The following is a 13,234-nucleotide window of genomic DNA, read 5'->3' on the forward strand; positions in this document are numbered from 1 at the left end:
CTTTTGGCACGCTGTTGAGTTCTCAAGGAACGGACGCTTCCTTTGTACTCACCCGAGAAACTCTCTCGCGGCTTTCCTCCGGGCGCTTCCCTTCGGTGTTTCCGACTCTATCAGATCTTTTTCCGATCCGATTTCCTCGGCGCTTTCCAGGTCAGTCGCTTTCGCGCTTCCCTTTCCGGCGGTTCCGACTTTATCAGAAGTTTTGGGCCGGACTGACCGGCGTCCATTTCTGAATCATCGGGAGGGGCTTCGTCGAAATCGATGTATCGAGGTTTCGAGAAGCGGATAGATGCTCACTGTCGCCACCGGGGAGAGGTCCCCTCTAGGCAACTGTTCAAACCTACCTCCCCACACGACCCGTGTCAACGGGTCCTGCGAGGCGAGGACGAGGTTAACAGCTCGCCGGGGGTGCCTGCACATCGGCACTGCGCCTACGTGCCTGCCGGGCGCATCTACTGCTGTCAGGCGGCCGTCGGAACGGCGGCGCTCCGTTCGGGTTCGGCCAGGTCTCCCATGTTCCCGGCACGGGCCGCGCGGCCGCCCAGGACGTAGACGTACGCGAGGAAGGCCAGTTCCGCGGCGACGCCGATGCCGATGCGGGCCCAGGTGGGGAGGCCGGAGGGGGTGACGAAGCCTTCGATGGCACCGGAGACGAAGAGGACCAGGGCCAGGCCCAAGGCCATGCCCAGGGCGGCGCGGCCCTCCTCGGCAAGAGCAGCTCGGCGGGTGCGGGGGCCCGGATCGATGAGGGTCCAGCCGAGGCGCAGGCCTGTTCCGGCGGCCACGAAGACGGCAGTCAGTTCCAGGAGGCCGTGCGGGAGGATGAGGCCGAGGAACACATCGAGGCGGCCGGCCGAGGACATCAGGCCGATGCCCACGCCCAGGTTCAGCATGTTCAGGAAGAGGATCCAGAGCACCGGCAGGCCGAGGAAGACACCCAGGACGAGGCACATGGCGGCCGCCTGGGCGTTGTTCGTCCACACCTGGGCCGCGAAGGACGTGGCGGGGTGACTTGAGTAGTAGGTCTCGTACTCGCCTCCGGGGCGAGTGAGCTCACGCAGTTGGTCCGGGGCCGCGATCGAGGACTGGATCTCCGGGTGCGTGCCGATCCACCACCCCAGGAGGGCCGCTACGGCGATGGACAGGAGTGCGGTGGGTGCCCACCAGTGGCGGGAGCGGTAGACCGCGGCGGGGAAACCGTGGGCGAGGAACCGGGTGACATCGCGCCAGGAGGCGCGCCGGGTGCCTGTCACGGCACTACGCGCGCGTGCCACCAGTTGGCTGAGGCGCCCGGTGAGCTGGGGGTCCGGGGCGCTGGACTGGATCACTGAGAGGTGGGTGGCGGTGCGCTGATAGAGGGTGACCAGTTCGTCGACCTCGGCGCCGCTGAGGCGTCGCTGGTTCCGGAGCAGTGCGTCGAGGCGGTCCCACTCGCCGCGATGAGCGGACACGAAGACGTCGAGGTCCATCCGGTTTGCTGCTCCTCGTCCTGTCGTACTGCGTGTCAGCTTGTCGTACCGGGGCGCGATGTGCCCTCAGCTTGGCAGACTGGCGGTTCTCGGGGCAGGTCAGGGGAAGGAACAAGTAAGTGACTGAGCTAGTGACGGGCGAGGCGGTGGCGCTGGAACTGCGCCCCGCGAAGCTGCCGAGCCGGGCTCTGGCCGTGTTGCTCGACCTGATCGTCGCCTTCGTCGGCTACATCGTCGTGACCATGGCACTGGTCCTCTCCACCGCGAGTCTGGACGAGGCGGCGCAGACGGCGATATCGATCGCTGCCTTCTTGCTGGTACTGGTGGGCGGGCCGATCGCCGTGGAGACACTCAGCCACGGGCGTTCGCTGGGGAAGCTGGCGTTCGGGCTGCGGGTGGTGCGGGACGACGGTGGGCCGATCCGATTTCGACATGCGTTGGTGCGTGGCGCGGTCGGCGTGGTCGAGATTCTTATGACGCTGGGGGTCATCGCGTGTATCGCCTCGCTGGTGTCGGCGCGCGGGCGACGGCTCGGTGACGTGTTCGCGGGGACGCTGGTCGTGCGGGAGAGGGTGCCGGCCGGGCGCACGCCGTTCGTGCCTCCGCCACCGCAGTGGCTGGCAGGGCGATTCTCCGAGCTCGATCTCTCGGCCGTCCCGGATGGGCTGTGGCTGGCCGTCCGGCAGTACCTGACGCGGATGCAGCAGCTTGATCCGCAGGTCGGGCAGGCGATGGCGGAACGACTTGCCTCCGATCTCGTTGCGGTAACGGGGTCTCCGGCGCCACAGGGTGTTCCGGCGGCCGCTTATCTGGCGGCCGTGATGCAGGAACGACAGGCGCGGGAGGCCCAGCGGGCGTTCGGGGGCGGGGCGGCTGTCGGCATGGGCCCGTCCGGCCCCGTGCCGGGGCCGTCTGTCGGAGCCCCAGGCTGGGGCGGACCGGTCCAGCCGCCCGCCTACCAACCCCAGGGCTCGTATCCGCCCCCGGCAGCAGGCGGGCCCGAGGCACAGCTCCCGACCGCGCTGCCGCCATCCCCGTCACCGCAGGGCTCCGAGCCTGCGCCGTCCCAGGTCGCCGCAACCGAGCAGACCGACCGGCCTGTCACTGGATTCGTGCCGCCTGCGTGAGGCGGAGTGCTGCGTCCTGCGTCAGCTGAACACCGATGGCGGTGATTCGAGGTGCTGCAGCTCGATTCCGGGGCCCGCCAGGACCACGTCGCCGGCGATGTGGATGGTGTGCTGCTCACCTGTGTCCAGGGCTGTGACCTGGTATTCGTCCACGGTCAGGGGGCCGTTGTCAGTGGCGTGTGCTTCTCTTGCGATCAAGGCCCAGGACTGGTCGACGGTGCGTGGGGCGAGGACCGGGTCCGTGAAGGTGACGAGGCGTACGCGGGTTGCGGACGCGGAGGGGGTGAGGCGCAGGAGACGAGTGGTGGCGATGAGGAATGCGGGGGAGGTGCCGGTGAAGGCGTGGGCGCGGACATTGCCTTCGGTGGCATGCGCACCGGTGGGGTCGGTGCGGACCCAGGTGACGCCGTCGAGGGCGGCGCCGCGGACCTGCCAGCTCGCGGCGTGGAGTTCGAGACGGATGGGGCGGCCGAGGTCGTCGAGGGCGAGGTCGACGGAGCCGGCGTGGTCGCCGGAGGGGGTCGTGACTTGGGAGACATAGCGCCAGCCGGAGGGGCCGGGCGCGCACTGGAAGTGTTCTTCGGCGAGGAGGGAGTGGTCGTGCGGATCGTGGAGCGAATAGCGGCCGCGGGGCATGGGGGGTCCTGGAGCTTGACGGGCTGCTGGTCCGGGCGTCCTGGCGGACGCTGGTCCGGCGGTACGGGCAGGCCCCCGGCACGGGGGTGCGGGGGCCTGCCCGGGACCTGCTGTCCGGGCGAGCGCGTCAGTGCACGGACGCGCTCAACAGCTGTGACGACTCGGTAGCCGTGGCGGAGATCCGCCCGGCGGACCGGTCAGTACCGGCACTGGTCAGTAGCGGCAGTGGTCAGTAGCGGTAGTGGTCAGTAGCGGTAGTGGTCCGGCTTGTAGGGGCCCTCGACCTCGACCCCGATGTACGCGGCCTGCTCCGGGCGCAGCGTCGTGAGCTTCACACCGAGGGCGTCGAGGTGGAGGCGGGCGACCTTCTCGTCGAGGTGCTTGGGCAGCGTGTAGACGCCGGTCGGGTACGCGTCGGGCTTGGTGAACAGCTCGATCTGGGCCAGGGTCTGGTCCGCGAAGGAGTTGGACATCACGAACGACGGGTGACCGGTGGCGTTGCCCAGGTTCAGCAGGCGACCCTCGGAGAGGACGATGATCACCTTGCCGTCGGGGAAGGTCCACGTGTGGACCTGCGGCTTGACCTCGTCCTTGACGATGCCCGGGACCTTGGCGAGACCGGCCATGTCGATCTCGTTGTCGAAGTGGCCGATGTTGCCGACGATCGCCTGGTGCTTCATCTTGGCCATGTCCGAGGCCATGATGATGTCCTTGTTGCCGGTCGTGGTGATGAAGATGTCGGCCTTGTCGATGACCTCGTCGAGGGTCGTGACCTGGTAGCCGTCCATCGCGGCCTGCAGGGCGCAGATCGGGTCGATCTCGGTGACGATGACGCGGGCGCCCTGTCCGCGCAGGGACTCCGCGCAGCCCTTGCCCACGTCGCCGTAGCCGCAGACGACCGCGGTCTTGCCGCCGATCAGGACGTCGGTGGCGCGGTTGATGCCGTCGACCAGGGAGTGGCGGCAGCCGTACTTGTTGTCGAACTTCGACTTGGTGACGGCGTCGTTCACGTTGATCGCCGGGAACAGGAGGACGCCGTCGCGCTGCATCTCGTACAGGCGGTGGACGCCGGTCGTGGTCTCCTCGGTCACGCCGCGGATCTCGGAGGCCAGCTGGGTCCACTTCTGGGGGTTCTCACCCAGGGTGCGGTGGAGCAGCTGGAGGATGACGCGGTGCTCGTCGGACTCGGCGGTCTCCAGGCCGGGGACCTTGCCGTCCTTCTCGTACTCGACGCCCTTGTGGACGAGGAGGGTGGCGTCGCCTCCGTCGTCGAGGATCATGTTCGGGCCGCCGGTGGGCGAGTCGGGCCAGGTCAGTGCCTGCTCCGTGCACCACCAGTACTCCTCCAGCGTTTCGCCCTTCCAGGCGAAGACCGGGACGCCCTGCGGGTCGTCCACCGTGCCGTTCGGGCCGACAGCGATCGCGGCGGCGGCGTGGTCCTGGGTGGAGAAGATGTTGCAGGACGCCCAGCGGACCTGGGCGCCCAGGGCGACCAGGGTCTCGATGAGGACCGCGGTCTGGACGGTCATGTGCAGGGAGCCGGTGACGCGGGCGCCGGCCAGCGGCTGCGTCTCGGCGTACTCCTTGCGGATCGCCATCAGGCCGGGCATCTCGTGCTCGGCGAGGGTGATCTCCTTGCGGCCGAACTCGGCCAGGGAGAGGTCGGCGACCTTGAAGTCCTGTCGCTTGTCGACAGTCGTCATTGCGAGCTGCTCCTCGGTGTCGGGTCGAGGGTGGTTACGGCTGGTCTGCGCGGCGGCGGGCACAGGGGTGCCCGAAGAGGACACGGGCATGCCCGCGTGCGCGCAGCGCAGTCCGTCGGAGGCCCTCTCTCCCTCGGTCGGTCCGTGGTGGGACCGCCCGACCGCCATCAGCAGCGACGTCTGGCTCCGTCCCAAGCTACACGGTCGGCCCTGCTGTCCCCAGTCCGCCTCCGCGGTCCGCCTCCGTGCGGATCCGGTCAAGGGCGGGTGGTTCGGGGGGTGATGGTGCCGGGCGGGGGCTGGCGCGGGGCTGTGACGCGGCAGGGCCCGCCGAGCAGTTCGGCGGGCCCTGGTTCGGTTGGTGTGACCGTCAGTGGTCGGTGCGACCGTCAGTGGTCGGCGGTCTGGACGGGGCCGCCGGGGCTGGCCTCGGGGTCCGGGCCCTTCGCGGCCTCCACGTCGCTGTAGATGTCCGGCTCAAGGTAGATGACGCGGGCGATCGGGACGGATTCGCGGACGCGGGCCTCGGCGGCGTTGATGGCGGTGGCGACCTCGGTGGCGGTGTCGTCGTGCTGGACGGCGATCTTGGCGGCGACCAGGAGCTCCTCGGGGCCGAGGTGGAGCGTGCGCATGTGGATGACGCCCGTGACGCTGTCGCCGTCGACGAGGGCCTTTTCGATCTTGGCGACCTCTTCGGCGCCCGCGGCCTCGCCGAGCAGCAGCGACTTGGTCTCCAGGGCCAGGACGACCGCGATCAGGATGAGCAGGATGCCGATCAGGAGCGTGCCGATGCCGTCCCAGACGCCCTCGCCGGTGAGCAGGGCGAGGCCCACGCCGCCCAGCGCGAGGATCAGGCCGACCAGCGCGCCGAGGTCCTCCAGGAGGACGACGGGCAGTTCGGGGGCCTTGGCGTGACGGACGAAGTCCTTCCAGGACTTCTTGCCGCGCAGGGCGTTGGACTCCTTGATGGCGGTGCGGAAGGAGATTGACTCCGCGATAATCGCGAAGACGAGAACGCCGACCGGCCAGTACCAGTTGTCCAGTTCGTGCGGGTGCAGGATCTTCTGGTAGCCCTCGTAGAGGGCGAACATGCCGCCGACCGAGAAGAGGATGATCGAGACGAGGAAGGCGTAGATGTAGCGCTCGCGGCCGTAGCCGAACGGGTGCTGCGGTGTCGCCTCGCGCTGTGCCTTCTTGCCGCCGACGAGCAGCAGGGCCTGGTTGCCCGAGTCGGCCAGCGAGTGCACCCCCTCGGCAAGCATCGAGGACGATCCACTGAAGGCGAACGCCACGAACTTCGATACCGCGATCGCGAGGTTGGCGCCGAGTGCCGCCACGATCGCTTTGGTGCCGCCTGACGCGCTCATGTGTCCGGGATGTCCCTTCGCTTACGCTTTTGTGCGTCGTTTTGTCCGTCGTCGGCCGGGCCTTGCCCGCCATTTGCAGTGGGCATTGTTGCAGCCCGGTCCGACGCCGGTGTGCCAGGTCTTTCGTTCCGATGGCTTTCAGGCGTTCGTCGACGCCTTCCGGCTGTCGGTCAGGCGACCACCGTGGCGCGGAAGACCGTGCCGGCTCCGGAGACCTGGGCCTTTTCGCCGGCCGGTACGAAGACGGACTCACCGGGGCGGAGCGGGTGTTCGCCGGCCTGTACGGAGCCCGCCGTGCACAGCAGGATCTGCGGGGTCGCGCGCGTCAGGTCGTGGGCGGCGGAGCCCTCGGGGAGGACGTAGCGGGAGAGGCGGAACTCGTCGGTGGGGGTTTCGTAGACCTCTTCGCCGTCCGGGGACGCCTCGGGGCGCAGGACGCCGGGGTCGCCGGCCTCGAAGCGGACGATGCGCAGGAGTTCGGGGATGTCGACGTGCTTGGGGGTCAGGCCGCAGCGCAGGACGTTGTCCGAGTTGGCCATGATCTCGACGCCGAGGCCGTTCAGGTACGCGTGTGGGACGCCCGCGCCGAGGAACAGCGCCTCGCCGGGCTGGAGGCGGACGTGGTTGAGCAGCATGGCGGCGATGACGCCGGGGTCGCCCGGGTAGTGGTGGGCGATGTCGGCGTACGGAGCGTAGGCGCCGCCGAGGCGTTCGCAGGCGGCCGCGGTCTCGTGGACCGTCTCGGCCATCTGTCCGGGGTCGGCCGACAGTACGGCGGTCAGCACCTCGCGCAGGGCTGCCTCTTCGGGGTGGGCGTGCAGCAGGTCGACGTACGGCTTCAGGGAGTCGATGTCGAGTCCCGCGAGCAGGTCGGCGGCCTGCGCGGGGTCCCGGAAGCCGCACAGGCCGTCGAACTCCGTGAGGGCACAGATCAGTTCGGGCTTGTGGTTGGCGTCCTTGTAGTTGCGGTGGCCGGCGTCCACGGGGATGCCACGGCGTTCCTCGTCCTCGTAGCCCTCCCTCGCCTGGTGGAGGTCGGGGTGCACCTGGAGGGAGAGGGGTGCGCCGGCGGCGAGGATCTTCAGAAGGAAGGGGAGGCGGGGGCCGAACTTGGCGACCGTCCGGTCCCCCAGCTCCCGCTCCGGGGCTCCGTCGATCACCTCGGTGAGGGGGCCGCGTGCGGTGCGTGAGGGCGCGCCGGGGTGGGCGCCCATCCACATCTCCGCCTGTGGTTCGCCGGTCGGCTCCACGCCCAGGAGGTGCGGTATGGCGGTCGTGGAGCCCCAGGCGTAGGGGCGGACGGTGTTCTTGAGGCGGTCCATGGTTCCTTTTGTCTCCGGTGCGTACGCTGCTCGGCCCCGGTGCTGGTCACGGGGTGCGAGCCCACTTCACGTCGCTGAGGCGAGCGCCAGGTAAACGGCGGCGAAATCCGTGACGGCGATCAGCTCCGCGAGGGTCTCCAGGTCGCCGCCCTGTTCGGGTTCGAGTTCGCTGATCGCGGTGTCGTGGGTGAGAGCCAGTTCGCGGGCGGCGGGGGCGGCGCTGAGGGCGCCGCCCGCCCGGTCGCGCAGCAGCACCACGCGCGCGTGGAGGGCGGCCTGCTCCTCGACGCGGTCGCGGAAGAAGTCGTCGGGGTCGGCGCCCGCGGCCAGTGCGCCGGAGAGCAGGACCGTGTGCGAGACGAGCGCCTCCGGAAGCTGGGCGGCCAGGGCGGGGCGGCCTGCCAGCTCGGCCAGCGCGGCGGCGAAACGGCGCCCCACGGGACCTGAGGAAAGGCCCTCGGTCCAGATCAGCGGGAGGGACTCGGCGAGCTCGGCGGCGAGGGTCTTGGCGGGGTTGCTGTAGGTGGCGATGGCCGGTCCGCAGCGCTGGGCGACATGGTCGAGGCGGTCGGCGACCTTCTCCAGGCCGTCGGGGGGTGCCGTGATCAGGCCGGTGCGGTCGAGGAGCGCGAGCATCGGGGTGAGCAGCGCCCACAGGAGGCCGGGTGCGGTGGCCGCCGGGGGTTCGTCCTGTTCGTACGGGGCGGTGGCCATGGGGACGAAGAGGCCGTAGGCGCCCTCTACGGCATCGGTGATCGGGGTGCGGGCGGGAGCTACGGCGACGACCGTGCAGCCGCGGCGGTAGGCCTGGTCGACGAGGAGGGAGAGGCCCGCTTCGGTGCCGTCGGGGGTGGCGACCAGGAGGAGGTCGAGAGATCCCACCCAGCCGGGGAGTTCCCAGCGGAGGGCGCCCGAGGCGGGGGCCACCCCGGTGGGCTGCAGCCGGGTGACGGGGCAGCCGGAGCCGGCGAGGGTGCCGAGGAGGTCGGCGACGCCGGCGGACGCGGTGCCGGGGCCCGCGATCAGGACGGCGCGGGGGCGGCCGTCGGGCTTCAGGTCGGGGATGCCGGCCTCGGTGGCGAGGCGGACGGCGGTGCGGACGCGGGCACCGGCCTCGGCGGCGCCCCGGAGCAGGCCGCGGTGGTCCGCCTCCGCCAGGGCGTCGGGGGTGTCGAGCAGCGATTCGTCGAGCATGGGCGGCAGCCTCCGATCGCCGGTTGCCCTTGGTTCCCTTGTCGCCAGTTCCCTTGTCGCCGGTTTTCCTCGGCGTACCCGCTTCTGGGGCCGGGTGCTACTCGGGGCGGCGGGCCTCGTCGACGAGGAGTACGGGGATGCCGTCCCGGACGGGGTAGGCGAGGCCGCAGTCCTGGCCCGTGCAGACCAGCTCGGTGTCCTCCTCCTTGAGGGGGGCGTGGCATGCCGGGCAGGCGAGGATCTCCAGGAGGCCGGCTTCGAGCGGCATGGGCGTGTCCTTCCGAACGTGGATGCGGCCTGGTCAGCGTACCGCTGTGGGGCGGCTGCCGCCGGGGGGTGGAGGGGGGTTGGTGGGGGTGCCTGTGGGGGATGTCGCCCCCGCCGCCCCTACCCGTCCCATCCCCGGGGGCTCCGCCCCCAGATCCCCTCGGGGGGAGGGTGGTTGGGGGCGGCGGGTCTGTGCGGGACGGTTGGTGGCTGGTCGCGCGGTTCCCCGCGCCCGCAGGCCCCCCCTGGGCTCCCCTCTCAGCCCCTGATGATCGCCAGGGCCTCGTCGCGGATCTTCGCCATCGTCGTCTCGTCCCGGGCCTCGGCGTTCAGGCGCAGGAGCGGCTCCGTGTTGGAGGGTCGTACGTTGAACCACCAGTCCGTCGTGGAGACGGTCAGGCCGTCCAGTTCATCGAGCTCGACGCCCTCGCGGCCCTCGTACGCGGTCTTGAGGGCGGCGAGGCGGCCCGCCTGGTCGTCCACCGTGGAGTTGATCTCTCCGGAACCCGCGTAGCGGTCGTACTGGGCGACCAGGGCTGAGAGGGGGCCGTCCTGACCGCCCAGGGCGGCGAGGACGTGGAGGGCGGCCAGCATGCCCGTGTCGGCGTTCCAGAAGTCGGCGAAGTAGTAGTGCGCGGAGTGCTCGCCGCCGAAGATCGCGCCCGTGCGTGCCATCTCGGCCTTGATGAAGGAGTGGCCCACGCGCGTGCGTACCGGTGTGCCGCCGTTCTCCTTGACCACCTCCGGCACCGACCACGACGTGATCAGGTTGTGGATGATCGTGCCCTTGCCGCCGTGCTTGGCGAGTTCGCGGGAGGCGACGAGCGCGGTGACGGCGGACGGCGAGACCGGGTCGCCGTGCTCGTCGACGACGAAGCAGCGGTCGGCGTCGCCGTCGAAGGCGATGCCGAGGTCGGCGCCCTCCTCACGGACGCGCTTCTGGAGGTCGACGATGTTCGCCGGGTCCAGGGGGTTGGCCTCGTGGTTCGGGAAGGTGCCGTCCAGTTCGAAGTACATCGGGACGAGGTCGAGGGCCAGGCCCGCGAAGACCGTGGGCACCGTGTGCCCGCCCATGCCGTTGCCCGCGTCGACGACGACCTTCAGGGGACGGATGGCGGTCAGGTCGACGAGGGAGCGGAGGTGGGCCGCGTAGTCCTCCAGCGTGTCGCGCTGCGTGATCGTCCCCGGGGTCGCCGCGGGCGCCGGCGCGCCCGACTCGCTCCACTGCTCGACCAGCTCGCGGATCTCGGCGAGGCCCGTGTCCTGGCCGACCGGGGCGGCGCCCGCGCGGCACATCTTGATGCCGTTGTACCGCGCGGGGTTGTGGGAGGCCGTGAACATCGCCCCGGGCAGGTTCAGCGCGCCCGACGCGTAGTACAGCTGGTCCGTCGAGCACAGGCCGATCTCGGTGACGTCGACGCCGCGCGCCGCCGCCCCGCGCGCGAAGGCCCGTGACAGGCCGGGTGACGAGGGCCGCATGTCGTGGCCGATCACGATGGCGTCCGCGCCGGTCACCTGGGCGAAGGCTGCCCCGAAGAGCTCGGCCAGCGGCTCGTCCCACTGGTCCGGGACCACTCCGCGTACGTCGTACGCCTTCACGATCGTCGACAGATCAGCAGCCACGGCCTACCCTCCTGAAGTCCTCATCGGTCACCCCAAACTACCCGCCCGGGGTGACAGTCGGCTGTGCGACGTCTGTGGATGCGTAACGACTTCCTCCCGTGTTCTTCCCCGGGTCACCCAGGGGATCACTCAAGCGCCCCACCCGGGCCCGTGGCGTCCCGCGAGTCGCTCACGGGAGCATCCAGTCCAGTACGGGCGTGCTCTGCCCCACCACGATGAGACACATCACCAGGAGCAGCCCGAGGCTCCACGGCAGCACCTTGCGCAGCAGGTCGCCCTCGCGGCCCGCGAGCCCGACCGCCGCGCACGCGATGGTCAGGTTCTGCGGCGAGATCATCTTGCCGAGCACACCGCCGGAGCTGTTGGCGGCGGCGAGCAGTTCGGGCGAGAGCCCCGACTGCTGTGCCGCGCTCACCTGGAGGGCGCCGAAGAGGGCGTTGGCCGAGGTGTCCGATCCGGAGACCGCGACGCCGAACCAGCCCAGAACCGGTGACAGGAAGGCGAGTCCGGCGCCGGCCGCCGCCACGAAGTGGCCGATGGTGGCGGCCTGTCCGGAGAGGTTCATGACGTAGGCGAGGCCGAGCACGGAGGTCACCGTGAGGATCGCGAACCGCAGTTCGTACACGGTCGCCGCCCACTCCTTGGCCGCCACGCGCGCGTGGACCCCCAGTACGGCGGCCGTGCACACTCCGGCGAGGAGCACGAGGGTGCCTCCGGTTGACACGATGGGCCAGGTGAAGACGTTGCCGCCGACCGGGTCCCCGTCCGGGTTCGCCACGTCGAGGAACGGCCAGTCGAAGGTGCGGGTGGCTCCGGCCAGCCAGTCCTTCACGACGGGGATCTGGGCGAGGGAGAAGATGACGACGATGAGCGCGTACGGGGCGTAGGCGCGCACGACCTCGCGGCGCGGGTCGTCCTCGTCCAGGTCCTCGCTGCGGGCGCCGGTCAGGACGGCCGCCCGTACGGGTTCGGCGGCGGGCCTGCGCGCGTGGGGTACGGCGACCAGGGCGCCCGCGCCCAGCAGGGCCGCCCCGATGTCGGCGAGTTGCGCGGAGACGTAGTTGGACGCGATGAACTGGCCGACGGCGAAGGCGGTTCCGCACACCACGGCGGGCAGCCAGGTCTCGCGCAGCCCGCGCCGTCCGTCGACCAGGCCGACCAGCACCAGGGGCACCACGAGGGCCAGCAGCGGCGTCTGACGGCCCACCACGGACGCCACGGTGTCCAGGGGCAGTTCGGTGACCTGGGCGAGGGTGACGACGGGCGTGCCCATGGCGCCGAAGGCGACCGGCGCGGTGTTCGCGACCAGCGCGACCACGGCGGCCCGTACCGGTTCGAAGCCGAGTGCGACGAGCATCACCGAACAGATCGCGACCGGCGCACCGAAGCCCGCGAGGGCTTCCAGGAGCGCGCCGAAGCAGAACGCCACGACGAGCGCCTGGATCCGCGGGTCGTCGGAGAGCCGCCCGAACGACCGGCGCAGGATGTCGAAGTGCCGGGTGCGGACGGTCATCCGGTACACCCAGAGGGCGTTGACCACGATCCACATGATCGGGAACAGCCCGAAGACGGCGCCCTGCGCGGCACCGGAGAGTGTCTGGCCGAGCGGCATGCCGTACGCGAGCCACGCCACGAGCGCGGCCGCCACCAGCCCGGTCAGGCCCGCCCGGTGAGCCTTCATCCGCACGCCGCCGAGCAGGACGAGGACGAGGACGAGGGGCAGGGTCGCGACGAGTGCGGACAGGCCGAGCGAGTCGGCCACGGGTTCCAGTTCCTGGACGTACACGGGTGCCTCCCCGGATTCCGCGATGCGGAAAGCGATGTATCACCGGTACCCGGAATGGTCGTGTCCGTGACAAGCAGGCGTCAATGTGCGTGCACCGCTCGGTGAAATCCGCACACGGGAAGCACAACTACGAAACAGCCGCTTGCGAAACAGCCGCCTGCGAAACCGCAGTCTCCACAACAGCCGCCCGCGAATCAGACGTCGGGCGAAGGGAGTTCAGATGGACTCCGGAAGCGTCGAGGAGAGGAGGACCCGTCAGTTGTCCGGGGACCTCAGGACCCGCAGATGGCCCCGGCGAGCGACCTCCATCGGGTCCGCGGAGCGACCGCTGCCGCCGGCCTCCGCGGCACGCTGCTGCGGCCTGGCGGCCTCGCGCACGGCGTTGGCAAGGGCTTCCAGATCGTCGCCGCTGGGCCGGGCCGGAGCAGAGCCGTCGAGGAGGCGGACGACCTCCCAGCCGCGGGGGGCGGTGAGGCGCTCGGAGTGCTCGGCGCACAGGTCGTAGCAGTGGGGCTCGGCGTAGGTGGCGAGCGGGCCGAGGACCGCGGTCGAGTCGGCATAGACGTACGTCAGCGTCGCGACGGCAGGCCGGCCGCAAGCGGTGCGCGAACAGCGACGTACAGGGCTCACGACGTTGGACGGTACCGCACTCTTGAGCGGGCCGCGACGACTCTCCACCAGGTCACTCCACCGTGTCGCGCTGTGAAACGCCCCACACGCCCCACTGGACACACCATTCT

Annotated in this window: 12 protein-coding genes; 2 read left to right on the forward strand and 10 right to left on the reverse strand. The window is 70.5% G+C overall.

From position 1 onward, the window contains the following. The coding region (locus tag IE262_RS39540) for a hypothetical protein (RefSeq protein ID WP_229877362.1) at window positions 1-233 on the forward strand (233 nt) is incomplete at its 5' end. 228 nt (window positions 234-461) lie between these two features. Here IE262_RS39540 and IE262_RS20330 read toward each other — a convergent pair. After that, complete coding sequence (locus tag IE262_RS20330; protein ID WP_134042665.1) at window positions 462-1,469, reverse strand: stage II sporulation protein M; 1,008 nt, start codon at window positions 1,467-1,469, stop codon at window positions 462-464. A gap of 119 nt (window positions 1,470-1,588) precedes the next feature. On the opposite strand from IE262_RS20330, the gene IE262_RS20335 reads away from it, so the two are divergent. Next, complete coding sequence (locus IE262_RS20335; protein ID WP_189875420.1) at window positions 1,589-2,596, forward strand: RDD family protein; 1,008 nt, start codon at window positions 1,589-1,591, stop codon at window positions 2,594-2,596. A gap of 21 nt (window positions 2,597-2,617) precedes the next feature. Here the strand turns inward: IE262_RS20335 and IE262_RS20340 are convergent, their stop codons facing one another. The 9 genes from IE262_RS20340 to IE262_RS20380 form a co-directional block, all read right to left on the reverse strand. Further along, window positions 2,618-3,232, reverse strand: coding sequence for a hypothetical protein (locus IE262_RS20340; RefSeq protein ID WP_189875422.1), 615 nt, complete (start codon window positions 3,230-3,232; stop codon window positions 2,618-2,620). Between the two features lie 245 nt (window positions 3,233-3,477). Beyond that, on the reverse strand, window positions 3,478-4,935 hold the full coding sequence (gene ahcY / locus IE262_RS20345; protein WP_189875423.1) for an adenosylhomocysteinase: 1,458 nt from the start codon (window positions 4,933-4,935) through the stop codon (window positions 3,478-3,480). Between the two features lie 389 nt (window positions 4,936-5,324). Continuing rightward, window positions 5,325-6,302, reverse strand: a complete 978-nt coding sequence (locus tag IE262_RS20350) for a cation diffusion facilitator family transporter (protein WP_189875425.1) — start codon at window positions 6,300-6,302, stop codon at window positions 5,325-5,327. Between the two features lie 170 nt (window positions 6,303-6,472). Continuing rightward, complete coding sequence (gene manA, locus IE262_RS20355) at window positions 6,473-7,624, reverse strand: mannose-6-phosphate isomerase, class I (protein WP_189875427.1); 1,152 nt, start codon at window positions 7,622-7,624, stop codon at window positions 6,473-6,475. Window positions 7,625-7,690: 66 nt separating this feature from the next. Continuing rightward, window positions 7,691-8,818 (reverse strand): SIS domain-containing protein, encoded by a 1,128-nt coding sequence (locus tag IE262_RS20360; RefSeq protein WP_189875429.1) that lies wholly within the window; start codon window positions 8,816-8,818, stop codon window positions 7,691-7,693. Window positions 8,819-8,915: 97 nt separating this feature from the next. Continuing rightward, window positions 8,916-9,086, reverse strand: coding sequence for a Trm112 family protein (locus IE262_RS20365; RefSeq protein WP_134042677.1), 171 nt, complete (start codon window positions 9,084-9,086; stop codon window positions 8,916-8,918). A gap of 257 nt (window positions 9,087-9,343) precedes the next feature. Continuing rightward, the gene (locus tag IE262_RS20370) at window positions 9,344-10,708 is read right to left on the reverse strand and encodes a phosphomannomutase/phosphoglucomutase (protein WP_189875432.1); all 1,365 of its coding nucleotides are present in this window, start codon (window positions 10,706-10,708) and stop codon (window positions 9,344-9,346) included. Between the two features lie 169 nt (window positions 10,709-10,877). Then, complete coding sequence (locus IE262_RS20375) at window positions 10,878-12,494, reverse strand: L-lactate permease (protein ID WP_189875434.1); 1,617 nt, start codon at window positions 12,492-12,494, stop codon at window positions 10,878-10,880. Between the two features lie 255 nt (window positions 12,495-12,749). Next, the gene (locus IE262_RS20380) at window positions 12,750-13,172 is read right to left on the reverse strand and encodes a DUF3499 domain-containing protein (RefSeq protein WP_134042683.1); all 423 of its coding nucleotides are present in this window, start codon (window positions 13,170-13,172) and stop codon (window positions 12,750-12,752) included. Window positions 13,173-13,234: the final 62 nt, after the last annotated feature.

It is taken from the genome of Streptomyces bluensis (assembly GCF_014650715.1).
GTDB lineage: Bacteria > Actinomycetota > Actinomycetes > Streptomycetales > Streptomycetaceae > Streptomyces > Streptomyces bluensis.

Bases quoted from the DNA above. Each gene is read 5' to 3' on its own strand.
- IE262_RS20330 (WP_134042665.1), bottom strand. From the start codon at position 1,469: ATGGACCTCGACGTCTTCGTGTCCGCTCATCGCGGCGAGTGGGACCGC.
- IE262_RS20340 (WP_189875422.1), bottom strand. From the start codon at position 3,232: ATGCCCCGCGGCCGCTATTCGCTCCACGATCCGCACGACCACTCCCTC.
- ahcY (WP_189875423.1), bottom strand. From the start codon at position 4,935: ATGACGACTGTCGACAAGCGACAGGACTTCAAGGTCGCCGACCTCTCC.
- IE262_RS20350 (WP_189875425.1), bottom strand. From the start codon at position 6,302: ATGAGCGCGTCAGGCGGCACCAAAGCGATCGTGGCGGCACTCGGCGCC.
- manA (WP_189875427.1), bottom strand. From the start codon at position 7,624: ATGGACCGCCTCAAGAACACCGTCCGCCCCTACGCCTGGGGCTCCACG.
- IE262_RS20360 (WP_189875429.1), bottom strand. From the start codon at position 8,818: ATGCTCGACGAATCGCTGCTCGACACCCCCGACGCCCTGGCGGAGGCG.
- IE262_RS20365 (WP_134042677.1), bottom strand. From the start codon at position 9,086: ATGCCGCTCGAAGCCGGCCTCCTGGAGATCCTCGCCTGCCCGGCATGC.